At 57.7% G+C, this 23,298-nt stretch carries 25 protein-coding genes; 17 read left to right on the forward strand and 8 right to left on the reverse strand.

The genetic code is table 11. The features are described 5' to 3' along the window. Positions 1-149: 149 nt before the first annotated feature. Positions 150-770, forward strand: a complete 621-nt coding sequence (locus MC50_RS02295) for a hypothetical protein (protein WP_032696816.1) — start codon at positions 150-152, stop codon at positions 768-770. Positions 771-820: 50 nt separating this feature from the next. On the opposite strand, the gene MC50_RS02300 is transcribed toward MC50_RS02295, so the two are convergent. Continuing rightward, positions 821-1,732, reverse strand: coding sequence for a LysR family transcriptional regulator (locus tag MC50_RS02300; RefSeq protein WP_032691068.1), 912 nt, complete (start codon positions 1,730-1,732; stop codon positions 821-823). Positions 1,733-1,844: 112 nt separating this feature from the next. Here MC50_RS02300 and speB (MC50_RS02305) point away from each other — a divergent pair, with 112 nt between their 5' ends. From speB (MC50_RS02305) to MC50_RS02340, 8 genes are all read left to right on the forward strand, one after another. After that, a complete protein-coding gene (gene speB / locus MC50_RS02305; protein ID WP_032696815.1) occupies positions 1,845-2,795 on the forward strand; it encodes an agmatinase in 951 nt (316 codons plus the stop codon). Between the two features lie 12 nt (positions 2,796-2,807). Next, positions 2,808-3,668, forward strand: coding sequence for a sugar phosphate isomerase/epimerase family protein (locus MC50_RS02310; protein ID WP_032691066.1), 861 nt, complete (start codon positions 2,808-2,810; stop codon positions 3,666-3,668). Beyond that, positions 3,668-4,744, forward strand: coding sequence for an isopenicillin N synthase family dioxygenase (locus tag MC50_RS02315; RefSeq protein WP_015585910.1), 1,077 nt, complete (start codon positions 3,668-3,670; stop codon positions 4,742-4,744). The genes MC50_RS02310 and MC50_RS02315 overlap by 1 nt, the downstream gene beginning before the upstream one ends. A gap of 9 nt (positions 4,745-4,753) precedes the next feature. After that, complete coding sequence (locus tag MC50_RS02320) at positions 4,754-5,557, forward strand: ABC transporter substrate-binding protein (RefSeq protein WP_032696814.1); 804 nt, start codon at positions 4,754-4,756, stop codon at positions 5,555-5,557. Between the two features lie 33 nt (positions 5,558-5,590). Beyond that, complete coding sequence (locus MC50_RS02325) at positions 5,591-7,111, forward strand: amino acid ABC transporter permease/ATP-binding protein (RefSeq protein ID WP_032691064.1); 1,521 nt, start codon at positions 5,591-5,593, stop codon at positions 7,109-7,111. Continuing rightward, the gene (locus MC50_RS02330) at positions 7,112-7,840 is read left to right on the forward strand and encodes a class II aldolase/adducin family protein (RefSeq protein WP_032691063.1); all 729 of its coding nucleotides are present in this window, start codon (positions 7,112-7,114) and stop codon (positions 7,838-7,840) included. Positions 7,841-7,845: 5 nt separating this feature from the next. Continuing rightward, positions 7,846-8,778, forward strand: a complete 933-nt coding sequence (locus MC50_RS02335) for a 2-hydroxyacid dehydrogenase (RefSeq protein ID WP_032696812.1) — start codon at positions 7,846-7,848, stop codon at positions 8,776-8,778. Between the two features lie 85 nt (positions 8,779-8,863). Continuing rightward, positions 8,864-9,658: an SDR family NAD(P)-dependent oxidoreductase gene (locus MC50_RS02340; RefSeq protein WP_032691061.1), complete on the forward strand. Its 795-nt coding sequence runs from the start codon at positions 8,864-8,866 to the stop codon at positions 9,656-9,658. A 22-nt stretch (positions 9,659-9,680) separates the two neighbouring features. On the opposite strand, the gene MC50_RS02345 is transcribed toward MC50_RS02340, so the two are convergent. The 6 genes from MC50_RS02345 to speB (MC50_RS02370) all read right to left on the reverse strand — a co-directional run bounded on the left by MC50_RS02345 (position 9,681) and on the right by speB (MC50_RS02370) (position 14,186). Continuing rightward, the gene (locus MC50_RS02345; protein ID WP_032696811.1) at positions 9,681-10,007 is read right to left on the reverse strand and encodes a MerR family transcriptional regulator; all 327 of its coding nucleotides are present in this window, start codon (positions 10,005-10,007) and stop codon (positions 9,681-9,683) included. A 50-nt stretch (positions 10,008-10,057) separates the two neighbouring features. Next, positions 10,058-10,513 carry a PTS sugar transporter subunit IIA gene (locus MC50_RS02350; RefSeq protein ID WP_047663396.1) on the reverse strand — a complete coding sequence of 152 codons (456 nt, stop codon included), beginning with the start codon at positions 10,511-10,513 and terminating at the stop codon, positions 10,058-10,060. Next, the gene (locus tag MC50_RS02355) at positions 10,510-11,874 is read right to left on the reverse strand and encodes a PTS galactitol transporter subunit IIC (RefSeq protein ID WP_032691058.1); all 1,365 of its coding nucleotides are present in this window, start codon (positions 11,872-11,874) and stop codon (positions 10,510-10,512) included. Before MC50_RS02355 ends, MC50_RS02350 begins: the two co-directional genes overlap by 4 nt. Before the next feature lie 3 nt (positions 11,875-11,877). Beyond that, positions 11,878-12,159 (reverse strand): PTS sugar transporter subunit IIB, encoded by a 282-nt coding sequence (locus tag MC50_RS02360; protein WP_004866676.1) that lies wholly within the window; start codon positions 12,157-12,159, stop codon positions 11,878-11,880. 223 nt (positions 12,160-12,382) lie between these two features. Next, positions 12,383-13,201 (reverse strand): ABC transporter substrate-binding protein, encoded by an 819-nt coding sequence (locus MC50_RS02365; protein ID WP_047663397.1) that lies wholly within the window; start codon positions 13,199-13,201, stop codon positions 12,383-12,385. Between the two features lie 13 nt (positions 13,202-13,214). Then, the gene (gene speB, locus MC50_RS02370) at positions 13,215-14,186 is read right to left on the reverse strand and encodes an agmatinase (protein WP_032698987.1); all 972 of its coding nucleotides are present in this window, start codon (positions 14,184-14,186) and stop codon (positions 13,215-13,217) included. A gap of 135 nt (positions 14,187-14,321) precedes the next feature. Here speB (MC50_RS02370) and MC50_RS02375 point away from each other — a divergent pair, with 135 nt between their 5' ends. Beyond that, the gene (locus tag MC50_RS02375) at positions 14,322-15,224 is read left to right on the forward strand and encodes a LysR family transcriptional regulator (RefSeq protein ID WP_032691055.1); all 903 of its coding nucleotides are present in this window, start codon (positions 14,322-14,324) and stop codon (positions 15,222-15,224) included. 47 nt (positions 15,225-15,271) lie between these two features. Here the strand turns inward: MC50_RS02375 and MC50_RS02380 are convergent, their stop codons facing one another. Beyond that, complete coding sequence (locus tag MC50_RS02380; RefSeq protein WP_032691050.1) at positions 15,272-16,033, reverse strand: transporter substrate-binding domain-containing protein; 762 nt, start codon at positions 16,031-16,033, stop codon at positions 15,272-15,274. Between the two features lie 316 nt (positions 16,034-16,349). Here MC50_RS02380 and MC50_RS02385 point away from each other — a divergent pair, with 316 nt between their 5' ends. From MC50_RS02385 to MC50_RS02415, 7 genes are read left to right on the forward strand one after another with little or no spacing between them, the layout of a single operon-like run. Further along, a complete protein-coding gene (locus MC50_RS02385; protein WP_004866702.1) occupies positions 16,350-17,219 on the forward strand; it encodes a MurR/RpiR family transcriptional regulator in 870 nt (289 codons plus the stop codon). Positions 17,220-17,256: 37 nt separating this feature from the next. Beyond that, positions 17,257-17,841 (forward strand): D-alanyl-D-alanine dipeptidase, encoded by a 585-nt coding sequence (gene ddpX / locus MC50_RS02390; protein ID WP_032696802.1) that lies wholly within the window; start codon positions 17,257-17,259, stop codon positions 17,839-17,841. 2 nt (positions 17,842-17,843) lie between these two features. After that, positions 17,844-19,400, forward strand: coding sequence for an ABC transporter substrate-binding protein (locus MC50_RS02395; protein ID WP_369974013.1), 1,557 nt, complete (start codon positions 17,844-17,846; stop codon positions 19,398-19,400). 54 nt (positions 19,401-19,454) lie between these two features. Then, positions 19,455-20,474 (forward strand): ABC transporter permease, encoded by a 1,020-nt coding sequence (locus MC50_RS02400; RefSeq protein WP_032691048.1) that lies wholly within the window; start codon positions 19,455-19,457, stop codon positions 20,472-20,474. After that, complete coding sequence (ddpC, locus tag MC50_RS02405; protein ID WP_032698976.1) at positions 20,475-21,371, forward strand: D,D-dipeptide ABC transporter permease; 897 nt, start codon at positions 20,475-20,477, stop codon at positions 21,369-21,371. Then, positions 21,368-22,354 carry an ABC transporter ATP-binding protein gene (locus tag MC50_RS02410; RefSeq protein ID WP_032691047.1) on the forward strand — a complete coding sequence of 329 codons (987 nt, stop codon included), beginning with the start codon at positions 21,368-21,370 and terminating at the stop codon, positions 22,352-22,354. Before ddpC ends, MC50_RS02410 begins: the two co-directional genes overlap by 4 nt. Beyond that, a complete protein-coding gene (locus MC50_RS02415) occupies positions 22,347-23,297 on the forward strand; it encodes an ABC transporter ATP-binding protein (protein WP_032691046.1) in 951 nt (316 codons plus the stop codon). Before MC50_RS02410 ends, MC50_RS02415 begins: the two co-directional genes overlap by 8 nt. The last annotated feature ends 1 nt before the right edge of the window (position 23,298 follow it).

The raw sequence follows: 23,298 nt of genomic DNA on the forward strand, positions 1-23,298 counted from the left end.
GCCGGATGTGGATGGTGGCGCCGTTATCTGACGCAGAACAGGCGGAATGGCTCAATATGTTAAAAATTCTCTGTAAAGAAGCACGAAGTGAACAGGAAGCACGCACGCTGACATTTACCATATTTTTTTCAAAAGAATAAGTGGTGCTAATGTCTGTACTCAGAAGTTTTCTCTTTTTCCTCGGCGCAGGAGCCGCCTCTGCCGTCGCGGTACTCTGTCTATGGATTGACGTACGGGTATTCGATAACAACATACCGGAAATCTCGCTCACCGAAATCGTGCAGGAGTCGGTGCTGGCAATTATCGTGCTGATTCACTTCGCTTTAGCCGGCAGGTATGCGCTGTTACGCTACTGCAATATTCTCGTCGGCGGTTTTTTCCTCGCCATGTTGATTCGCGAACTGGACGCGGTCTTTGATTTAATTTCCCACGGCAGCTGGGTGTGGTTTGCCCTGTTCTCAACGCTGTGTACGCTAATTTATCCGCTGCGCCATTATCGCCACACCCTGAGCCAGCTGGCGCAGTACACCCGCACGCCCTACTACGGCATGATGCTCAGTGGCCTGCTGGCGGTGCTGGTCTTCTCGCGTCTGTTCGGCATGCACGGCCTGTGGTATTCGATCCTTGAAGCGGGTTACGCCCGGGTGGTGAAAAACGCCGTTGAAGAGGGGAGCGAATCCTTTGGCTATATGCTCTGCCTGACGGCGTCGATCGGCTACTACTGCTATTTTCGTTATCTCGCCCGCACCTCAACGGCAGCCGGCGCCTGACCGGTCGCGCAGTCAGGGCATCGCTATGATGCGCCAGACTGCCACCGCCCTCAATAATTCCACTTCGGCCTGGCCACCGTATTCTTCTTCAGCAAATTGCGAAACTCTTTCAGATACGGCTCATTGCTGCGCCCGCGTTTGCAGATCGCCGAGAACGGCGACTGGAAGCCAAATTCGTTAGGCAGCAGCACCCTCAGCCGGTTCTCCTTGATCCACGGCCAGGCATAATGCTCAGGGAGATAGCCGATATATTTTCCTGAGAGAATCAGCAGCAGCTGCGCATCGACGGTTTCCACGGTGGCACTGCCTTTACTGAAACCGCGCCGCCGCAGGTCGCTGGTATTCCAGTAGCTGCGGGTCACCAGCGGACACTGGCTGATGTGGTCTTTATCAAGCTGACGGCTGAAAAACATCGGATGAAGATCGCTGCAGTAGAGCCAGTGCTGCTCGCGATAGAGCGGCTCGCTGATAATGTTATGCACCTGGGAGTTGTAGCTGCCGATCGCCAAATCGATATGGTTGTTCAGCACGCCGTTAAGCTGCTCCGCCGGGGTGCGGATAATCAGCTTGATATGCACATGGGGAAACTTATCGCTGAAGCTACGCAGGACCACCGGCAGCGACAGCGCGGTTTCGGTTTCAATCGAGTCCAGCGTTGAGATGCAAATCGTGCCGCTGTGCTCGCCTTTCAGCAGCGCCGACTGGCGCTCCAGCTCGTTCAGCTCGCTCAGCACCCGAATCGCCTGCTGTAAAAACTGCTGCCCTTTCTCCGTCAGGGCAAAACCGCCGCGCCCGCGCTGGCACAAGCTGAACCCCAGTTGCCCTTCCAGCTGAGACATCGCGTTACTGATCGCCGACACGGAAATCCCCAGCTCCTGCTGGGCCCTGCTATAGCTTTCCAGGCGCGCCACCGCCTCAAAAACCTGCAGCTGTCGAATATTGAGATTGCCGTCGTTGAGCATGTTTAGTTCACCAATAAATGAACTAAGTATTTACGGCAGACGATGTAAAGTCCAGCCCATCTTTCGCACTATCTCCCTGTCGAGTATTTGTGTGTCAGATTCAGGAGCTGAAATGGATAACGTCTTTCATCAACCGCAGGGTGGCAACGAGATGCCACGTTTTGGCGGCCGCGCAACGATGATGCGCCTGCCGTTTATCGAAGATTTACAGGGACTTGATGCGGCATTCGTCGGTATCCCGTTAGACATCGGTACCTCTCAGCGCTCCGGTACCCGCTACGGGCCGCGCTATATCCGCACCGAATCGGTGATGATTCGCCCCTATAACATGGCAACCGGCGCAGCGCCTTTTGAATCGCTGTCGGTGGCCGACATTGGCGACGTACCGATCAATACCTACAGCCTGCTCAAATCGGTGCAGATCATCGAGGATTACTACACCGGTTTAAATAGTTTCCCCCTCATCCCGCTGACTCTCGGGGGAGACCACACCATCACCCTGCCGATTCTGCGCGCCCTGAGCAAAAAACATGGCCCGGTTGGCCTGATTCATGTCGATGCGCATACCGACACCAACGACGAGATGTTCGGCGAGAAAATCGCCCACGGCACCACTTTCCGCCGCGCCGTTGAAGAGGGTCTGCTGGACCTCAAACGGGTGGTGCAGATTGGCCAGCGTGCCCAGGGTTACGCCGCCGGCGACTTCCAGTGGGGCGTCGACCAGGGCTTCCGTCTGGTACAGGCGGAACAGTGCTGGCACAAATCCCTCGCCCCGCTGATGGCTGAAGTCCGCCAGCAGATGGGCGATGGCCCGGTCTATCTCAGCTTCGATATCGACAGCCTCGATCCCATCTGGGCGCCCGGTACCGGCACGCCGGAAGTCGGCGGCCTGACATCGATTCAGGCGCTGGAAATCGTTCGCGGCTGCCGCGGTCTGAACCTGATTGGCTGCGATCTGGTCGAGGTCTCTCCACCCTACGACGTGAGCGGCAACACCTCCCAGCTGGCGGCAAACCTGCTGTACGAAATGCTCTGCGTCCTGCCCGGCGTGAAATACCCATAGAGGATTCGGCTCATGCAACTCACGGTTTTTCGTACGCTCTGGGGTGTCACCACCCCATGGCAGCAAACGGTCAACGAGCTGAAAAGCGTCGGCTGCGCTGGCATCGAAGCACGCGTACCGCTGACCCCGGAAGAGCAGCAGACGCTGGCCCGACGCCTGCAGGAATCGGCGCTGGAGTATATCGCTATCGTCTTCAGCGGCGGCGGCGTGATTCCGGCGCAGGCCGACACGCCGCAGCAGCATCTTGAACGTCTGAAAGGTCGTTTCGCTGACGCCAAAGCGCTGAACCCGCGCTTCGTTAATCTGCTAGCCGGCAACGACCGCTGGCCGCTGGCGCAGCAGGTGGATTTTCTCGGCCAGGCCCACGAGCTGGCGGCAGCGTATGAGCTGACCTGCAGCTTTGAAACCCATCGAGCCACCTCGCTGTATAGCCCGTGGCTGACTCTCGAGATTATCCAGCAACTGCCTCAGCTGCGGTTTACCGCCGATATCAGCCACTGGATTGTGGTGAGTGAACGGCTGCTGGATGACCCCTGCGATGATTTCAGCGCCTTTATCGACCGCGTGCACCACATTCAGGCCCGCGCCGGTTATGACCAGGGGCCGCAGGTGCCCCATCCGGCCGCGCCGGAATATCGGGCTGCGCTGCAGTTTCAGCAGCGCTTCTGGCAACAAATCTGGCGCTCGCAGCGCCGGCGTGGGTATCAGCACACCACGCTGACGCCCGAGTTTGGCCCCGACGGCTATCTGCATCACCTGCCGTTCACCAACGTCCCGGTGGCCGATCTGTGGTCGCTGAATGCATGGATGGCGAAACATGAACAGCAGCATTTCGCCGAGTTTTTATCGCTAACCGAAAAGGATCTGTCGTAATGAGCGTCGCAAAAAGTTCTTTCACTGAGTTACCGACCATCGATATCAGCGATCTGGCCAGCGACAGTCTGGCAAAGCGCCAGGCCGTCGCCGACACCATCGGCAAAGCGGCGCGGGAAGTCGGCTTTTTCTACATCACCGGTCACGGTATCGCCCCTGAGCTGATCGCCGGCATCCGCGCGGCGGCAAAAGCGCTCTTCGCCCTGCCGATGGAGCAAAAGATGCAGTACTACATCGGCCACTCCCGCAGCCATAAAGGCTATGTCCCGGAAGGCGAAGAGATTTACGGCTCCGGCAAACCGGACCATAAAGAGGCGTTCGATATTGGCTTCCAGGCGGCGGACGACCATCCGTTTGTGCTGGCCGGCACGCCGCTGATTGGCGCCAACGAGTGGCCGGAACTCGCGGAATTTCAATCCCGGGTGCTGGCCTACTATGACGCGGTTTTCGCCCTTGGCCATCGCCTGTTTGACGCCTTTGCCCTCGCCCTTGGTCTGCCGGAAGGATATTTCAAGGCGATGGTGACCTGCCCGCCGTCGAAGCTGCGCCTGATTCACTACCCCTTTGATGCCAGCGCCGAGGATGTTCCCGGTATTGGTGCACACACCGATTACGAGTGCTTCACCCTGCTGCTCGCCGACCAGCCGGGTCTGGAAGTGTTGAACGAAGAAAGCGTTTGGATCGATGCGCCGCCGGCGAAGAGCGCCGCCGGAGAAGAGGCTTTCGTGATCAATATCGGCGACATGCTGGAAGTATTAAGCGCTGGCACATTTGTTGCTACAGCTCACCGTGTTCGCAAGGTGCCGCAGGAACGCTACTCCTTCCCGCTGTTTTTCGCCTGCGATTACCACACGCTGATCCGGCCGCTGCCCAATTTTTTAGCCGCCGGAGAAGCCAGCGACTACCAGGAATTAAGCATTGGCGAGCATATGTGGAGCCAGGCGCTGCAAACCTATCGCTACCTGCGTGAGAAAGTCACCCGCGGCGAACTGCAGCTTCCGGAGCGCGCCCGCGGCACCAACACCTTTGGTCACCTGAAGAAACAAGCACAGCAAAAAACCGTTAATAACCCGTGAGGATACATGATGAAAAAAACGCTTAAGTCGCTCTCGCGCCGTGTGGCTTTGGGCATCGCCGTCGCCGCTTGCTTTTCTCCGCTGACCCAGGCCGCAGAACTGCTGACCGATGGTGTCTTTAAAGTCGGTATGGAGGTCACCTATCCGCCTTTTGAATCCTATGACAGCAACAATAATATCGTTGGCCTCGATCCGGAGTTTGCCGCGCTGATTGCCGAACAACTAAAAGCGAAGCCGCAGCTGATCGACACCAAATTCACCAGCCTGATTTTAGGCATCGGCAAGAAATACGACGCGGTGATCTCCGGCATGTACGTCACGCCGGAGCGCCTGAAACAGGCCGATGCGATCCCTTACGCCCTGTCCGGCGCGTCGATCATTGCCCTGAAGAGCAGCGCAATTCAGCCCAAAACGGAAGACGAGCTCTGCGGCGTCAAGGTGGGCCTGCAGCAGGGCACCACCTGGGTCACCAGCCTGAAGAATCACTCCGACGAGTATTGCCTGAAGAACGGTAAACCGGCCATCAGCATCCAGGAGTTCCCGACCGCGCCGGAAGCTTCGCAGGCCCTGCTGTCGAAAAACATTAACGCGCAGTTAGAAATCGCTCCGGCGGCGCAAATCATTGTCGATAAAAGTCGTGGGCGGCTGGCTATCAGCTCCACGCGGCTGGTCTACCCGCTGCCTCTGGGGATTTACGTTGCGAAGGGAAATAGCGAACTGGTGACCGCTATTAAATCAACATTAACCACCTTAAAAGCCAACGGAAAATATGACGCCATTATCAAGAAATACAATTTAGAGCGCATCGATTAAATACAATAAAGCACACGAGCAACAGGAGTCGGTATGGAGTTCGATTGGGGATACTTTTTCTCATTATTTAGCGTTGGGGCATTCTGGCAGGCGTGTATCACCGTCATCGTCGTCAGCTCATTGTCCTGGTTTATTGGCCTGGTATTAGGATTTTTATTAGCCTGCGCGAAGCTCTCCGGCCCGCGCTGGCTAAAGGTTCCCGTCGAACTCTATATTTGGTTTTTCCGCAGCGTGCCGTTAATGGTGCTGCTGGTCTTTGTCTATAACCTGCCGCAGCTCTTCCCGGTCACCCAGCCGCTGCTCGGTATTCCGTTTATTGCCGGATTAGTATCGATGACCGTTACCGAAGCAGCCTATATGGCGGAAATCCATCGCGGCGGATTAATGTCGGTGGCGAAAGGACAAAGCGAAGCCGGTCACGCATTAAGTTTCAGCTTTATTGGTATTCAGCGCTTAATTATTATTCCGCAGGCGTTTCGTATTTCGTTACCCACCCTGATTAATGAATACATCACGATTATTAAGCTCAGCTCAATATTATCGGTTATTTCACTTCCGGAGCTGCTGCTCACCGGCCAGCGCCTGTATGCGCAAAACTTCCTCGTCATGGAGACGCTGCTGGCAGTCGCGGTCTACTACGTCATGGTGGTGACGGTCTTCACCTGGCTGTTCCGGGCGCTGGAAAATGTACTGGATATTCAGCAAAAGCGCCCGCAGACCTTCAATGACGCCGAGTGTGAAGCCCTGCGTCAGTCGCTGAAGGCGCCGCAGCATACGGCGAAGGCCGAACCCACCAGCGGCAATCCGCCGGCGCTCGATCTGCGCGCGATCGAGAAATCCTGGGGCCAGCATCAGGTCCTGAAAGGTATCGATCTGAAAGTCGAAAACGGGCAGGTCATCAGCATCATCGGGCCGTCGGGGTCCGGCAAAACCACCCTTATCCGCACCATTAACGCGCTGGAAAGCATCGATGCCGGGGAGATTGTGCTCTATGGCGAAGATTACCTTAAGGGGGCGGCTATCGTGGATAAACCGCAGATGCGCGCCGGCGTGCGGCGTATCGGCATGGTTTTCCAGAGTTTCAACCTGTTCCCTCACCGCACGGTGCTCGATAACGTCATGCTCGCCCCGCTGTATCACAAGCTGGTTGAACAGCGGGTGGCCAGAGAGCAGGCCCTCTATCTGCTGGATCGCGTCGGCCTGCTGGCCCATGCCGAAAAATATCCCTGGCAGCTCTCCGGCGGCCAGCAGCAGCGCGTCGCCATCGCCAGGGCGCTGGCTTTAAAACCGGACATCATGCTGTTTGACGAACCCACCTCAGCGCTGGACCCAGAACTGGTGGGGGAAGTGCTGAAGGTGATTCAGTCTCTTGCCCGTGAAGGGATGACGATGCTGATCGTCACCCATGAGATGGACTTCGCTTTATCCATCTCTGACCGGGTGGTGATGATGGAAAACGGCGTCGTGGCAAGCGATGTGCCTCCACAGCGCATCCGCAACGGCGCGGAAGATCCGACGCTGAGCCGCATACGTGAATTTATGGGAGTGCAATAAATGACGACTGAACGTGAACTACGCCAGGACCTGGCTGCCGCCTACCGTCTGGCGGCGCTGTTTGGCTGGGAAGATACGCTGTATACCCACTTTTCCGTCCGCCTGCCGGGCGACGGCGAACCGCGGTTTCTGATAAACCCGTTTGGCATGATGTTCGATGAGGTGACGGCCAGTAATCTCATCGTCGTCGATATGCAGGGAAAGGTCGTGGAAGGCCACGCTCCGGCCAACTCAGCCGGTTTTACCATCCACAGCGCGGTGCATATGGCGCGGGAAGATGCGCATTGCGTCATCCATACCCATACGCTGCCGGGCATGGCGGTCGCCGCCTGCCAGCAGGGATTGTTACAGCTTAACCAGATCAGCACCGAATTTTACCAGCGCGTCGGCTACCACCCGTATGAGGGCGTCGCCTTTGACCTCGACGAGCGCGAGCGAATCCAGCGTTCGCTCGGGAACAATATCGCCATGATTTTACAAAGCCACGGGCTGCTGTCGGTCGGGCGTACCGTTGCCGATGCGTTTTACATCATGTACTACCTCAACCGCGCCTGCGAAATTCAAATGGCCAGCGCACAGCTCGCTCCGCTCAGCGCCATCCATACCATTCCTGCACACCTGAGCCAACACGCCTGCGAACAGCTGATGGGCGTGGAACATGAACGCCAGCTGGTCTGGCAGGCGTGGTTGCGCCGCCTGAACCGTCTCGACACTTCTTACAAAGACTAACGCCTATGCCAAACCTGACTATCGTTGTCGATTGCAATGACCAGAACTATGCCCGCGAGATTTGCGAGGCGCTGCAGCTGTTCCCGGAAGTGACCGCGGTCTTACCCGAACATCCGGCGGCACGCACCGCGGAATATGCCAGCTGCTGGTTTCCCGATGCCAGCCTGCTGACGCGTTCGCCGGCGTTAAAATTAATCCAGGCCGCGTCGGCCGGGGTGGACCATCTTCCCGATAGCCTGTTCGCCAGCCCTGTTCCGCTCTGCCGGGTGGTGGATGAGGATTTCCGTCATGGGATGTTCGAGTACGCCCTGTGGGGCGTGCTGTGGTTTCAGCGCAATTTCGATCGCGCGCTGGCGCACCAGCGTCAGCGCGTCTGGAAGATTTACCCGCAGCGGGCCGCCGCCGATTTTCGCATTGGCGTGATGGGGCTTGGCGAAATCGGCGGCTACATCGCCACCCGCCTCGCCGGGCTGGGGTATCACGTTTCCGGCTGGGCGCGCAGTGAGAAGCAGCTCCCCGGCGTCCGGTGTTATCACGGCGACGCGCAGGCCGGTGAATTTTTTGCTGAGCTGGATGCGCTGATCAACGTGCTGCCGCTCACCGAACAGACCCGCGGTATTCTCGCCCGGCCGCTGCTCGACAGGCTTCCCGCAGGCGCGGTACTCATCAACTGCGGACGCGGCGAACATATGGTGAATCACGATATTCTGCAGGCGCTGGATAGCGGCCGGCTGGCGGGCGCGGTACTGGATGTCTTCCCCGTTGAGCCCCTGCCGCAGGATGACCCGCTGTGGCTGCATCCGCAGGTGGTCATCACCCCACATATGGCCTCGATCGCGCCGGCGGAGGTGGTTGCTCGCCAGCTGCTGGAGAACATTCACCGCCAGCAACGCGCGCTACCGCTGAACAATCTGGTGGATAAACAGCGGGGCTATTGACCCTTTGCGCAGGCGATCCCCCGACCTGCGCCCTCATCAGCTGCTACGCTTAATGGTCTGTCTGACAACACATAAGGCCGGAGTTATGAAGATTGATCTTTCGGGGAAAGTTGCGCTGGTGACCGCATCCACGGCCGGGATTGGCTTTGCTATCGCCAAAGGGCTGGCGGCCAGCGGCGCGGAGGTGGTGGTGAACGGGCGCAGCGAGCGTAGCGTCAACGAGGCCATCGCCCGCCTGCAAAATGAGGTGCCCGGCGCCAGGCCGCGCGCCGCCGTTGCCGACCTGAGCAGTGGCGAAGGGGTCGCTCAGCTCCTGCAAGCGGTAACCGGCGTCGATATTCTGGTTAATAACGCCGGGATTTATGGCCCGCTGGACTTCTACGACACTGACGATGCCATCTGGGAAAACTACTGGCAGACCAACGTTATGTCCGGCGTCCGGCTGTCGCGTGCGCTGCTGCCGGCGATGGTGCAAAAAGGCTGGGGGCGGGTGGTGTTCATCTCCTCGGAGTCGGCGCGCAACATTCCGCCGGACATGATCCACTACGGGGTGACCAAAACCGCTCAGCTGTCGCTGGCGCGTGGGCTGGCGAAATTCGTGGCCGGAAGCGGCGTGACGGTAAACAGCGTGTTGCCCGGCCCGACGATTTCCGATGGCTTTGCCGAAATGATGAAAGACGAGGTGGCGAAAACCGGTAAACCGCTGGACCAGCTCGCCAAAGAGTTTGTGATGACCCATCGCCCCAGCTCGGTTATCCAGCGGGCGGCATCGGTTGATGAAGTGGCCAATATGGTAGTGTACGTCTGCTCAACTCAGGCCTCCGCCACCTCCGGCGCGGCGCTGCGCGTCGATGGCGGCGTGGTAGATGATATTGTCTGACCGCTTAGCGCCCGCCCGCTGACTAGCGGCCGGGCTTTTTGGCCGGATCGTTAACCGACGTCATTTCGAACTGACTTTCAGGATCCATGGCGTTGACCGCCTTTTGCAGTTCCGCGAGGGCAAACTTGAGGGAAGCCACCTCCTCCCGTAGCGCCTGCATCTCCTGCTCTTGCGTGGTGCTGCGGCTGGATTTTGGAAAGGCTTCAAACACATCCTCTTCAAGGAACATACGAACCTGGCGGTTATCAACATTCACCAGCTGATACTTCAGCCGGCCGCTGTTGATCGCGTTATAGATAGTCTTGCGACTGACCATCGCTAGCTCTATGACGTCGCTGATGCGTAACATCTTGCCCCTCTCCGCTTCCGGCCTCACCGTCTGGCGCCCATCATTTTATCTTACTGCGTGACGACGGCATCGGTGAACACTTTTGCAATCTCCTCTGGCGTCATTTTAACGATATCGTTAACGCGATCGCGATCGGCTAATAATGCGAATAAGGATTGAATAATTGCCACTTTTTCGCAAGTTTTATCAATGGCCATCATCACCACGATCTCCGGCACCACCACCTCTTCCGGCTCATCGGTACGGTGAAACGCTACGCCGGCCCGATTGATACCGATAGCAAACCCGGTGTGGTTAACATGCTCAAACTCGGTATGCGGAATGGCAACGCTGTGGGTCTCCATAAAGATCCCCGTCGGGTAGACCTCCTCACGAGCGAGCACGCCGTCGGTGAAACTCGGTTTTACCAGGCCATCCGCCAGCAGACTTTGGGCAAGGCGGGTCAGTAAGGCCGTCCGACTCACGGCCTCGTTAAACGTCACGACTCGCTGAGCGCTAAACATCATTTTCCTGCCTCCGTCGCCGTCTCTGTCGGCCGTTCATTTTCCTGTGCCAGTTTGCGGCGGTTCCACAACACCAGCGCGAGGGTACAGAGGGTCAGAATCCCGACGCCAATCTCTTTGAGGTGGAAACTCTGGATAATCGCCCATGGCAACATCGCCCCGGCATAATCCACGCTACTGATACTGGTGGTGCCCTGCGGCAGCGAGAAGCCGGTACTGACTGCGGTACTGGTGACAATCGGCGCCAGGTTGGTACCAATCAGCAGCGCCAGGCTCAAGGTTAACAGCCCGGTCAGCAGCGTGCGGAACATATCGCCGCGGCATACCGCCGTCACCAGAACAAAGGCGAAGGGTAAACCGGTTAATGACGCAAAAGGCAGGAACTGGTTGCCGGGAATGATTGCCGCGAGGACCAGCATCACCGGAATCATCAGCATCGAAACGGACAGCGTCACCGGATGGCCGACGCTGACGGCAGAGTCCAGACCAATGGCGATTTTACCAAACGATCCGGCCCGCGACTGAGCAATTTCCTGAATACGTTCGCTGATCGGATAGACCCCTTCCATCAGCATCTTCGCCATCCGTGGAATAATGGTCATCACCGCCGCCATGGTAATCGCCGTTTGCAAAATAGCCTTTACTTCAATTCCGGCAATAATGCCGAGCAGCGCGCCGATAATGGCCCCGAGAGAAGCCGGGTCGCCGAGAATAGATAATCTCCGCTGAATCACTTCGGTATCAATTTTAATATCACGCACCACCGGAATACGGTCGACAATAGCATTCACCAGCCATGCCGCCGGAACAAATGAGGCGGAAAAACCATGTGGCACCGAAATAGACGGGAGATTTAAATATTTTTCGACATCGCCGCTGGTGCGGTCGGCAATCACCATCGTAATAATGCAGTTAATCCCGGCGGCAAATATCCCCAGCCACAGGCTATCGGTAATAATCGTCACCAGCGAGCCGGTAAACGCGTGATGCCACAGGTTCCAGATATCAACGTTCAACACCCGGGTGGTTTTGGTGTACAGCATCAGCACGTTAATCGCCACGCACACCGGAATCACCAGCGCTCCGACGCGCGTTCCCATCGCCACCGCCGCCGCTGCGGGCCAGCCCACATCCAGCACGTTCAGATTCAGACCGAAACGCTCTACCAGCGCGTGGCTGACGGGCGTAAGAGAATCGATCATCAGATTCACGGTAATGCTTAAGCCGATAAACCCGATCCCCACCATTAAGCCCGCTTTCAGGGCTTTACTGAGGGACAGTCGTAATAATAAACCGAGGAGCATAAATATCAGCGGCATCATTACCGACGCGCCTAACCCCACTATGTAATCAACAATAAACATGGCTTAACCCTCGGCGAGAATTAATTCTTTCACGCTGCTGAACACTTTATCGGTACCCATGCCGGTTAATAGCGGCAGAGCGTTGATGACCGGAACGGACAGCGCAACGGGCGACGTCGAGACGATAAAATCGACATCGTCACGGGTTTTAGCTTCCGCGACGGTACCTTGTGAAATACGAACCTTATCGAGGATATTTTCTTTTTTCAGGAAGTCCTGCAGTTTATTTAAAGCTACGGTGCTGGTGGCTACGCCAGCGCCGCAGCAAATCATCATGTGTTTCATATGAATTCCTCTCTGTTTTGGTGAGGGGAATTAAAACATGCGGACGGGAGAGGAATTGTGATCAGTGTGTAATTTTACACACTGAATACACAAATGATGGCAAAAACACACTAATCAATTGATAACTATGAGAATTAAGTTTCATTCGAGAGATAATCAGCCATAAAACGTGACGTACATCTCATTAAATGGCTCGTTTATCGCAACATTTCCGCTTTTCATCTCAGAGCTGCGGCGCGTTATCGGTAATACCGTAGACGGCATATTTCTGCAGCAAAGCATGATATTCCCCGTTGTCACGCAGCGTTTTCAATGCCGAAGTCAGCTGTTGCGCCAGCGCCGTATTCCCTCTGCGAACGTAAATCCCCAGCGTTTGCGGATAAATCGTCTGCGGGGAACTCACCTTCAGGCGGCCTTTGCTACGCTGGGTAAACAGGCTGACCACGCCAGCGATATCTACCTGCGCCTGAATATTTCCGGAGAGCAGCGCCTGCAGCGTCTCCGGCGAGGTCGGGAACTCTTTTATCTCGATAGCCCCTTTGCCCTGCTGCTGGCATTCGCCCGCCGACAGCGCCTGCAGCTTTTTCACCCATGAGGTGCCCTGCTGTAGTCCGACGGTGAGCCCACAGAGATCGTGTTCCGTTTGCGGCGCAACGGGACTGTCGCTGCGCACCATAATATAGGCCCCGGTGTTGGCGTACGGGATAGCATCCGCCTGACGGGTACGTTCCTCAGTGATATAGAGCGCCGAGATCACCGCATCCTGACGACCGCCGCTCAGGCCAAGGATCAGGCTGCTGAATTTCGTATCCACCAGCTGGAGCGTTAAGCCTGTTTTCTGGCTAAGCAGCGCCGCCAGTTCGGCATCGAAACCCACGATGGCGTCATCCTGCCAGGATTCAAATGGCGGGTAGGCCACCTCCATGGCTATTTTTATTTTTCCCGGCGAGAGAGTGGTATCGGCCGCCTGGGCCGCCGATGCCAGCCCCAACGCCAGTCCCAGCGAGGTCGCAAGATAACGTAATGAGAGAGATTTTTTCATCAGTTGGCTCCGGTTAAGCTGAAATGCGCCGATGATGAGCATCGGCAAGCTGGCAAAGCAGTTCGAACATCAGGGTCGCGCCGGTCAGGCTGGTGAGATTGCCCTGGTCAAACGGCGGCGACACCTCCACCAGGTCGGCACCAATCAGGTTCAACCCGGCAAGCTGGCGGAGACAATGCTGCGCCTGCAAGGTGGTCATACCGCCAATTTCCGGCGTTCCGGTGCCGGGGGCATAGACCGGATCCAGCACGTCGATATCAAAGCTGATGTAGGTGGACTGGTCGCCGACAATCTCCCGCGCCCGCTGCATCACCCGTTCGATGCCCTGCTCATTGACCTGCTCCATACGGATAATCGTGATGCCGTTTTCCTCCGCCCAGCGGTGTTCATCCGCGGAGAATAGCGCGCCGCGAATACCGATTTGCACCGTGCGTTTCGGGTCGAGAACCCCCTCTTCCACCGCGCGGCGAAACGGGGTGCCGTGGGTAAAGCGCTCACCGCCAAAATAGCTGTCGTTGGTGTCCGAATGGGCATCAAAATGGATCATGCCCAGCGGCTTATTCCTTCCCAGCGCCCGCAGAATCGGCAAGGTGGTGAGATGATCGCCCCCCGCGGTTAACGGCATCACCTGCTGCTGATTAAGGGCGTGATACCAGGCCTCAATGCGCGCCAGGCTATCCTGCAGATCCACGGGATTAATCCGCACATCGCCCAGATCGCCCACCCGCGCATAATCGTAGGGAGAGCGGCGGGTCACCGGATGGATCCGCCGCACCAGGCTGGAGGCATTGCGCAGTTCGCGCGGCCCGTGGCGCGTGCCGGCACGGTTAGTGGTTCCGCCATCCCACGGCACCCCCACCACGCTGATATCCAGTTCGCTGGTCTGCGGGGCAAAAGGAAGACGGAAAAAGGTCGGTAATCCGCTAAAGCGCGGAATTTCACCATCCTGCGGCTGCGGGAACTCATGTTCAGTTGCGGATGTCATTGCAGTTTCTCCATGGCTTATCGGGGCGATAAAGAGATACTGCGGAAGGTAGTACAGAGAAAAAATAGTCAAAGCCAAAAAATTAGTTTAGAAAAATAAAAACAAAACCCGGGACTTACAGTGGAGTATTCCCCTATGTCAGTGGGCAAATTTCCCAATCTGCGCCTGTTACACGTTTTTATCACCGTCGCCAAATATCAGGGCTACGCCAACGCACAGCAGGAGCTTAACCTGACGGTTTCGGCCATCAGCAACTACATGAGTGAGCTCGAAGAGAAGCTGGGAATCATTCTGTGCCGCCGTGGCAGAGGCGGATTTTCGCTGACGGAAAAAGGGGAGACCGTCCTTCAGCAAAGCATCGATTTGCTGAATTCGCTGGAGGATTTCGAACGCAATACGGCCTCCCTGCGGGGTGAACAAACCGGAATCTTTAATCTTGGCGTCATCGATTCCACGATTACCGATCCGATGCTGCCCATGAGCGATATTATTGCGACCTTCAGCGAACGCTTCCCGCGGGTACAGATAAACCTGCAGGTCAGAAGTCCGAATGCGCTTTTACAGGGCGTATTGAATAACGAACTGGATCTCGCCGTCGGGACCTTCTCACTTCAGGCCAACAGCGTGATTTCTCATCCGCTCTATCGCGAGCAAAACTGGCTCTACTGCGGTGATAAGCACCCGCTCTTTACCGTTAAGCATCTGACGGAAGCGCTGATTTCGCCGATGCGGATGGTCACCCGCAGCTACTGGAGCAGCAGTGATTTGGGGCGTAAAGGCTTTAAGCAGAGCGAAGCCAGCGCCGAAAGTATGGAGGCCCAGCTGATGCTCATCTTGTCCGGCAAATATATCGGCTATCTGCCGGAGCACTATGCGCTGCCGTGGGTACAAGCGCAAAAGCTGCGCGCCCTGCTGCCGACAGAATATGGCTACCAGGCTCCCTTCTCACTGATTTTTCGTCGCGGACGCAGCAAAGAGACCTTAATTCGCGCGATGCGGGATACCATCCGCACTCGTGCAAAGGGGCGAAAAGGCTAAAGGCTTGAGGGCGGAAAAATCAGGCGCTTACTCCCGGCTGTTGTCTCCTATTCGTGAATCTTCCATTTTTGTTTGAGGATATTTTTATCCTGACTGTCCAGCCAGTGGTTCACCTTCTCCAGCAGCGGCTGATTATCTTTGTTCATCATATAGACTTTAAAACTGGCGGTGCCCGGGAAGGGTTTATCCGTCGCGACGCAGAAGACACCGGGCTCTTTGTTCTCGTAATAGACGCCTTCAATCAGGTCGGTGACCATCATATCGGCGGTTTTCTGGCGTAACGCCTCAAGATTATCGACGTTATTTTTGACCCTGATAATCTGCGCATGTTTGAGATGAGCATCGACGTAGCTCTGGTTGGTGCCGCCCGGGTTAACAATCACTTTCACATTGGGGCGGTCAATCTTTTCCAGGCTGCCGAGTGCCGGGGCGGCCATACAGTTCGCCAGGGCGATTTTGCCGTTGGCCACCACCGGATGGCTGAGGGCGAAATCTTTAGCCCGCTCAGGGGTTTCAGTGACACCGCCCATCGCAATGTCAAACTTATCGGCCTTCAGATCGCCGGAAAGCGTCGGCCAGCTGGTCAGCACAAAGGTGACCTTAAGCCCCAGCTTCTGCCCCAGATCCTTTGCCATATCCACGTCGTAACCGCGCAGTTCGCCCGCTTCGTTGTGGAACGCCAGCGGAGCATAGTCGCCCGGAACGCCCACTTTCAACTCACCGCTTTGTTGAATCGCCTGCAGATCCCGCGCCTGGCTACCGCAGGCAATACTCGCGAGTACGAAGGTCAGACAGACCTTTAAGTTCATACCATCATCCTTATCAATACGTGGGTTTTGTGAAGGTTTTGCACGATTCCAGCGCGCTTTATTTTCTGCTCATTTGTTGCACAGATTACAACATTGTTAATCGTATGTTTTATTTTTGTGATGCACAACCAGGAAACGTTGCACTTTCTTTGTGCATATTCTGGCGAAAATATACGCTCTTTGTTCGCCTGCCTCGCGCATTTTCCCAGTGATACCGCAAAAAACGGTTTTCCGGAACAGATGGCATGCATCGTGCTTTGTTAGTTGAGTAACACAATGCGGGTTCATGAGAGAGAAATCTCATTGAGAGGCGGGTATGAACGATAACTCCAGGCTGTTTCGCACCATCGAGTCGATATTTAGCCAGCTGACGCCAAGTGAAAAACGCATCGGCAGCTGGCTGCTGAGCCATCGGGAACATATTCCCTATGAAACGGCCGATAGCATTGCGCTGGCGACCGGCACCAGCGGGATCACCGTCGGCCGCTGCCTGCGCAAACTCGGCTATCGCAACCTCGACGACGTCAAAAACGGTCTGAAAGATCATACCCCGGCGCCCTATAAACACTGGGGCGTCATCGACCGCCTCGACTCCTGGGCGCAGCAGCAGACGCAGCCCGATCGCGCCAGCCTGTCGCTACAGATGGAGCTGGATGCGATCCGCTATGTTTATCAGCTGGCGCAGGAAGAGACCTTCGCCCGGGTTAGCACGCGGATCGCCCAGGCCGATACGGTGATTGTGCTCGGGATCCAGTCAACGCGAGGCATCGCCAACAGCTTTTTTAGCCATCTCGAATACCTGCGCCCGCGCGTGACCTATGCCGACGGCAGCTCCGGTAGCTGGCTGGAGTCGCTGAACTCCGAATACGCACACCCTTACATCATCCTGACGGATACCCGCGCCTACTCCAGCACCGCCCGCCAGTTCTGTCGGGTTGCCGCCGAGCGGCGCATTGCCACCGCGCTGGTCACCGATATCTGGTGTCCGTGGGCCCGCGACTATCCGGTCGATCTGCTGCAGGTCAAAACCGATACCGGTCATTTTTGGGATTCCCTCGCCCCAATCAGCTGTCTTTTCAACCTGCTGCTCTCCGCGGTCGTCGAGCAACTCGGCCCGACGCTGTCGCGCCGGCTGGCCGAAAACCGGGCGCTGCAGCAGGAGTTTGGTCAATTTGAACGTGAATAAGCGCCTGCTCGTCAGGCTCCAGGACAGGAAACAACAGATGAATCAGCAAGTCACTCTGGTCGATATCCGCGCGCGCTTTCCGGCGCTGGCTATCGATCTCAAGTACGCCAGCGCCGATAACATTACCGGCCAGCCCATCTATGCCGAAGCCCGCTGCCTGCTGCACCCGGATGCGGCGGCGGCGTTGGAGAGATCCCTGCGCATCGCACAGCTGGCGGGCCTGAATCTGCAGGTTCTCGATGCCTATCGTCCGCAGCAGGCGCAGCAGTTGCTGTGGAACGCCTGTCCGAACCAGGACTACGTGGTGCCGATTGCGCTGGGTTCGAACCACAGCCGCGGTACCGCTATTGATGTGACGTTAATCGACGAAAACGGCCATCCGCTGGATATGGGCACCGCCTTCGATGAGATGGACGATCTCTCTCACCCTTATCACCCGGCAGTTCCCCAGGCCGCCCAACGTAACCGCCTGCTATTGAACGCCATTATGTTTGGCGGCGGCTTTAAGGGTATTTCCACGGAATGGTGGCACTTCGAATTACCGGATGCGGCCGGTTATCCGCTCCTTGACGATGTTTTCGCCTGCCTGTCCCCCGCTCACACTGACGGAGTCATTCCATGAATATGAGTCGCACCTCTTTTACCGGTTTTCGCCCGCTGCTGTTGGCCGTTGCGCTGGCAGCGGCTATCGCCCCGGCTTATGCTGCCGTGCCCAAAGATATGCTGGTCATCGGTAAAGCCGCCGATCCGCAGACGCTCGACCCGGCCGTCACTATTGATAATAACGACTGGACGGTCACCTACCCGGCCTACCAGCGGTTGGTCAAATACAAAACCCAGGACGGGAAAGGCTCAACGGACGTCGAGGGCGACCTGGCCGAAAGCTGGCAGGTCTCTGATGACGGTAAAACCTGGACCTTTTCACTGCACAAAAATATGCAGTTTGACGACGGCACGCCGGTCACCGCCGAAGCGGTAAAACTCTCTTTCGAACGCCTGATGCGCATTAAGCAAGGTCCTTCGGAAGCCTTCCCGAGCGGGCTGAAAATTGAGGCCGTGGATCCCGCCACGGTGCGCTTCATCCTGCCGGACTCGTTCGCTCCGTTCCTCCACACCCTGGCCAATGATGGCGCGTCGATCGTCAACCCGGCGGTCCTGAAGGCCAACGCCGCCGATGACGCCCGCGCCTGGCTGGCGGAACATACCGCCGGCTCGGGAGCCTATATGCTGCAGCGCTGGCAGAAAGGCCAGCAGCTGGTGCTGGTGCCCAACCCGCACTTCAGCGGCACGAAGCCGACCTTTAAACGGGTGACGGTGAAAATTATTGGTGAAAGCGCCGCCCGCCGTCTGCAGCTGACCAAGGGCGATCTGGATATTGCCGATGCGCTGCCGGTCGACCAGTTTGCGGCCCTGAAGAAGCAGGATAGCGTGGCGGTGTATGACTATCCGGCGCTGCGCGTGACCTACCTGTATCTCAACAACAGCAAAGCGCCGATGAATCAGGTCGATTTACGCCGCGCCGTCTCCTGGGCCACCGATTATCAAGGGATGGTCAGCGGCATTCTCGGCGGCAACGGCAAACAGATGCGCGGCCCAATCCCCGACGGCATGTGGGGCTTTGACCCGAGCGCGATGCAGTATTCCCTTGATATGGATAAAGCCAAAGCCGCGCTGGCCAACGTCGCCGATAAGCCAAAAACCCTGTCGTTCCTCTACTCGGATAACGACCCGAACTGGGAGCCCATCGCCCTCTCCACCCAGGCGAATCTGCAAACCCTCGGCATTCAGGTGAAGCTGGAAAAACTGGCTAACGCCACCATGCGCGAGCGCATTGGTAAAGGGGATTACGATATCGCTATCGGCAACTGGAGCCCGGATTTCGCCGACCCCTATATGTTCATGAACTACTGGTTCGAGTCAGATAAGAAAGGGCTGCCGGGCAACCGTTCGTTCTATGCCAACCCGCAGGTTGACGCGCTGCTCAAACAGGCCGTCGCCACTACCGACCAGACAGAACGCACCCGGGATTATCAGGCGGCGCAGAAAACCGTTATCGATGAGGCCGCCTACGTCTATCTGTTCCAGAAGAACTACCAGGTGGCGATGAACAAAGAGGTCAAGGGTTTCGTCTTTAACCCGATGCTCGAGCAGATTTTCAATATTGCCGATATGCACAAATAGCGCAGCTTAACCTTGTCATGCCGGGCCGTCGCGGGCCCGGCAGAGGGCGTCATCATGAGTTTCTGGGGTTTAATTCGACAACGCAGTTGGGGGCTGGTCCTCGTCGTCGCCGGCGTCTGCGTGATCACCTTTATTATTTCGCACCTCATTCCCGGCGATCCGGCGCGCCTGCTGGCAGGCGATCGCGCGAGCGACGAAATCGTCCGCCATATCCGCCAGCAGCTGGGGCTGGATTTACCGTTATGGCAGCAGTTTTTCCATTATGTTAACGCCCTGCTGCACGGCGATCTGGGGACCTCCATCCGCACCGGTCGCCCGGTGCTGGAAGATTTAAAGACCTTTTTCCCGGCCACGCTCGAACTGGCTTTCTGCGCCCTGTTTATCGCGCTGGTGGTCGGCATTCCGCTGGGGGTGCTTTCGGCGGTGTATCGCAACCGCTGGACCGATCACCTGGTTCGCCTGATGGCGCTGACCGGAATCTCTACCCCGGCGTTCTGGCTGGGGCTGGGAGTGATTGTCCTGTTTTACGGCAAACTGGACTGGTTGCCCGGCAGCGGGCGCCTTGACGACTGGTTTGACCCGCCAACCCGCGTGACCGGCTTTTATCTGATCGATTCGCTGCTGGAAGGCAACATCGATGTGTTCTTTAACGCGCTGCAGCATCTGATTCTGCCAGCAACCACGCTGGCCTTTGTCCACCTGGGGATTGTCGCCCGGCAAATTCGCTCCGCGATGCTGGAGCAGCTGAGTGAAGATTACATCCGCACTGCGCTGGCCAGCGGCCTGCCTAAATGGACCATCGTGATGCGCTATGCGCTGCCTAACGCGCTGATTCCCTCAGTTACGGTGCTGGGGCTGGCGCTGGGCGATCTGCTGTACGGCGCGGTGCTGACCGAAACCGTTTTTGCCTGGCCCGGGATGGGCGCCTACGTGGTCTCCTCTATTCAGGCGCTCGATTTCCCGGCAGTGATGGGTTTTGCCGTGGTGGTGTCCTTTGCTTACGTGCTGGTCAATCTGCTCGTCGACCTGCTCTATTTATGGATAGACCCGCGCATGGGTCGGGGAGAAAACTAAGTGATGATGACCCAGGAACGCCCCGGCGCTATCGAAAAAACCCGCCGCAACACCGCGTGGAAGCGCCGTCTGTGGCTGGTACGCAAAAGCCCGCTGACGCTGATCGGTGGCGCCATTATGTTGATCATGCTGTTTCTGATGATCTTCTCACCGTGGCTGGTACCGCACGATCCCAATGCTATCGATCTCACCGCCCGTCTGCAGGCGCCCTCGCTGTCCCACTGGTTCGGTACCGACGAGGTCGGTCGCGATCTGTTCAGCCGGGTGCTGATCGGCAGCCAGCAATCGATCGCCGCCGGTCTGGCGGTGGTGCTGATCGCCGGGATCAGCGGCTCGCTGCTGGGCTGCCTTTCCGGCGTGCTCGGCGGACGCAGCGATGCGTTGATCATGCGGCTGATGGATATCATGCTGTCGATCCCTTCGCTGGTGCTGACGATGGCGCTGGCCGCCGCGTTAGGCCCAAGCTTATTCAACGCCATGCTGGCGATCGCCATTGTGCGCATTCCGTTTTATGTCCGTCTGGCGCGCGGACAAACGCTGGTGGTGCGCCAGCACAGCTTCGTCGAAGCTTCGGTGACCTTCGGCGCCTCCCGCTGGCACCTGATCAGCTGGCATATTTTACGCAACGCCCTGCCGCCACTGGTGGTGCAGGCATCGCTGGATATCGGCAGCGCCATTCTGATGGCGGCGACGCTAGGCTTTATCGGCCTCGGCGCGCAGCAGCCCACCGCCGAATGGGGGGCGATGGTGGCAAACGGGCGCAACTACGTCCTCGATCAGTGGTGGTACTGCGCCTTCCCGGGGGCGGCGATCCTGATCACCGCCGTCGGGTTTAATCTGTTTGGGGATGGGATCCAGGATTTACTGGATCCGAAGTCCGGAGGACGCAACGCATGAGTAATCGGGTTCTGACAATCGACAACGTCCGTTTGAGCTTCCCTGTCTACCAGGGGGAAGTACATGTCCTGAACGCGGTCTCGATGCATATCGACCGCGGCGAAATAGTTGGCGTGGTGGGTGAATCGGGCTCCGGCAAATCCGTCACCGCCATGCTGGCGATGCGTCTGCTGCCGCCGGCAAGCTATCAGATTCACAGCGGCCAGGTGACTCTGCTGGGCAACGATATTCTGCAAGCATCGGAAAAAGAGATGCGCGATATCCGCGGCCGCCGGGTGGCGATGATTTTTCAGGAGCCGATGACCGCGCTGAATCCCACGCGGCGGATCGGCAAGCAGATGGTCGACGTTATTCGTCAGCATCGTCCCCTCTCTGCCCGCGAGGCGCGCGCCAGGGCGGTCGCGCTGCTGGCGGATATGCAGATCGCCGATCCGCAGCGGGTGATGGAACGTTACCCCTTCGAACTCTCCGGCGGGATGCGCCAGCGGGTAATGATCGCCATCGCCTTTTCCTGCGAGCCCGACCTGCTGATTGCCGATGAACCGACCACCGCGCTGGACGTGACCGTTCAACGCCAGGTGCTGCGCCTGCTAAAACAGAAAGCGCTGGCCACGGGCACCGCGGTGCTGTTTATCAGCCACGATATGGCGGTGGTTTCACAGGTCTGCGATCGGCTGTACGTCATGTATGCCGGCGCGGTGATTGAAAGCGGTTTAACTCAGCAGGTGCTGCATCATCCTCTGCATCCCTACTCCGTTGGCCTGCTCGACAGCGCCCCGGATAACGGCGAGCCGCGTTCGCTGCTGCGCTCGATTCCTGGCACGGTGCCGAATCTGGCGCGATTACCGGGCGGCTGCGCCTTTCGCGAACGCTGCTTTGCCGCCGGCGAGGGCTGCGGCATCACGCCGATGCTCCGCCCGATAGAACAGACCGGGCAGCAGGCGGCCTGCTGGTACCCGCAACGGGAGAAAACGCATGTCTGAGAGGCTGCTGCAACTGAACGATGTTCATCTTAACTTCCCGGCGCGCAAGAACTGGCGCGGCAAAGTCGTCGAACGGGTATATGCGCTAAACGGGCTGGATATCACGGCGTATCGCGGTGAAACCTTAGGTATCGTCGGCGAATCCGGCTGCGGAAAAAGTACCCTCGCCAGGCTGCTGATGGGCATGCTTAAGCCTTCTCACGGCCAGTTTGAGCGCGCGACGGCGTCCGGCAGCGGGCGTATGCAGATGGTGTTTCAGGACCCGCTCTCCTCACTGGATCCACGGCTGCCGGTCTGGCGCACCATCACCGAGCCGGTGTGGATCCAATCGCGCCCCAGTGAAAAGGCCCGACGTCTTCTGGCAGAGCAGCTGGCGTTGCAGGTAGGTATCCGCCCGGAGTATCTCGACCGCTTACCGCACGAGTTTTCCGGCGGCCAGCGTCAGCGCATTGCCATTGCCCGCGCGCTGTCGGCAAAGCCGGATATTATGGTGCTGGATGAGCCGACCTCGGCGCTGGATATTTCGGTACAGGCGCAGATCCTCAACCTGCTGGTCGAGCTGCAAAAACAGCAGAACCTGACCTATATCCTCATTTCGCATAACGTTTCCGTAGTGCGCCATATGAGCGATCGCGTCGCCGTGATGTATCTCGGGCAAATCGTCGAGATGGGCGAGGCGCGTCAGGTCCTCGATAACCCGGCCCATCCCTATACCCGGCTATTGATGGACTCGGTGCCGCGTATCGGCTCGGCGCTGGGCGACGCGCCGCGCAACACGGAATTACCCGGCAATCGCCATCTGCCCGAGGGCTGCTACTTCCGCGATCGCTGTCCGTTCGCCGGCGCGGGTTGCGAGAAACCGCAGCCGCTGCGCCCGTCTGGTAACGGGACCGCGACCCGCTGCTGGAAAGCGGAAACTATTGCCAGTCGCGGCGCAAACTAAG

It is taken from the genome of Klebsiella planticola (assembly GCF_000783935.2).
Classification (GTDB): domain Bacteria; phylum Pseudomonadota; class Gammaproteobacteria; order Enterobacterales; family Enterobacteriaceae; genus Klebsiella; species Klebsiella planticola.

Coding starts and splice junctions, on each gene's coding strand:
- MC50_RS02295 (WP_032696816.1), top strand. CDS start 150: ATGTCTGTACTCAGAAGTTTTCTCTTTTTCCTCGGCGCAGGAGCCGCC.
- MC50_RS02300 (WP_032691068.1), bottom strand. CDS start 1,732: ATGCTCAACGACGGCAATCTCAATATTCGACAGCTGCAGGTTTTTGAG.
- speB (WP_032696815.1), top strand. CDS start 1,845: ATGGATAACGTCTTTCATCAACCGCAGGGTGGCAACGAGATGCCACGT.
- MC50_RS02310 (WP_032691066.1), top strand. CDS start 2,808: ATGCAACTCACGGTTTTTCGTACGCTCTGGGGTGTCACCACCCCATGG.
- MC50_RS02315 (WP_015585910.1), top strand. CDS start 3,668: ATGAGCGTCGCAAAAAGTTCTTTCACTGAGTTACCGACCATCGATATC.
- MC50_RS02320 (WP_032696814.1), top strand. CDS start 4,754: ATGAAAAAAACGCTTAAGTCGCTCTCGCGCCGTGTGGCTTTGGGCATC.
- MC50_RS02325 (WP_032691064.1), top strand. CDS start 5,591: ATGGAGTTCGATTGGGGATACTTTTTCTCATTATTTAGCGTTGGGGCA.
- MC50_RS02330 (WP_032691063.1), top strand. CDS start 7,112: ATGACGACTGAACGTGAACTACGCCAGGACCTGGCTGCCGCCTACCGT.
- MC50_RS02335 (WP_032696812.1), top strand. CDS start 7,846: ATGCCAAACCTGACTATCGTTGTCGATTGCAATGACCAGAACTATGCC.
- MC50_RS02340 (WP_032691061.1), top strand. CDS start 8,864: ATGAAGATTGATCTTTCGGGGAAAGTTGCGCTGGTGACCGCATCCACG.
- MC50_RS02345 (WP_032696811.1), bottom strand. CDS start 10,007: ATGTTACGCATCAGCGACGTCATAGAGCTAGCGATGGTCAGTCGCAAG.
- MC50_RS02350 (WP_047663396.1), bottom strand. CDS start 10,513: ATGATGTTTAGCGCTCAGCGAGTCGTGACGTTTAACGAGGCCGTGAGT.
- MC50_RS02355 (WP_032691058.1), bottom strand. CDS start 11,874: ATGTTTATTGTTGATTACATAGTGGGGTTAGGCGCGTCGGTAATGATG.
- MC50_RS02360 (WP_004866676.1), bottom strand. CDS start 12,159: ATGAAACACATGATGATTTGCTGCGGCGCTGGCGTAGCCACCAGCACC.
- MC50_RS02365 (WP_047663397.1), bottom strand. CDS start 13,201: ATGAAAAAATCTCTCTCATTACGTTATCTTGCGACCTCGCTGGGACTG.
- speB (WP_032698987.1), bottom strand. CDS start 14,186: ATGACATCCGCAACTGAACATGAGTTCCCGCAGCCGCAGGATGGTGAA.
- MC50_RS02375 (WP_032691055.1), top strand. CDS start 14,322: ATGTCAGTGGGCAAATTTCCCAATCTGCGCCTGTTACACGTTTTTATC.
- MC50_RS02380 (WP_032691050.1), bottom strand. CDS start 16,033: ATGAACTTAAAGGTCTGTCTGACCTTCGTACTCGCGAGTATTGCCTGC.
- MC50_RS02385 (WP_004866702.1), top strand. CDS start 16,350: ATGAACGATAACTCCAGGCTGTTTCGCACCATCGAGTCGATATTTAGC.
- ddpX (WP_032696802.1), top strand. CDS start 17,257: ATGAATCAGCAAGTCACTCTGGTCGATATCCGCGCGCGCTTTCCGGCG.
- MC50_RS02395 (WP_369974013.1), top strand. CDS start 17,844: ATGAGTCGCACCTCTTTTACCGGTTTTCGCCCGCTGCTGTTGGCCGTT.
- MC50_RS02400 (WP_032691048.1), top strand. CDS start 19,455: ATGAGTTTCTGGGGTTTAATTCGACAACGCAGTTGGGGGCTGGTCCTC.
- MC50_RS02410 (WP_032691047.1), top strand. CDS start 21,368: ATGAGTAATCGGGTTCTGACAATCGACAACGTCCGTTTGAGCTTCCCT.
- MC50_RS02415 (WP_032691046.1), top strand. CDS start 22,347: ATGTCTGAGAGGCTGCTGCAACTGAACGATGTTCATCTTAACTTCCCG.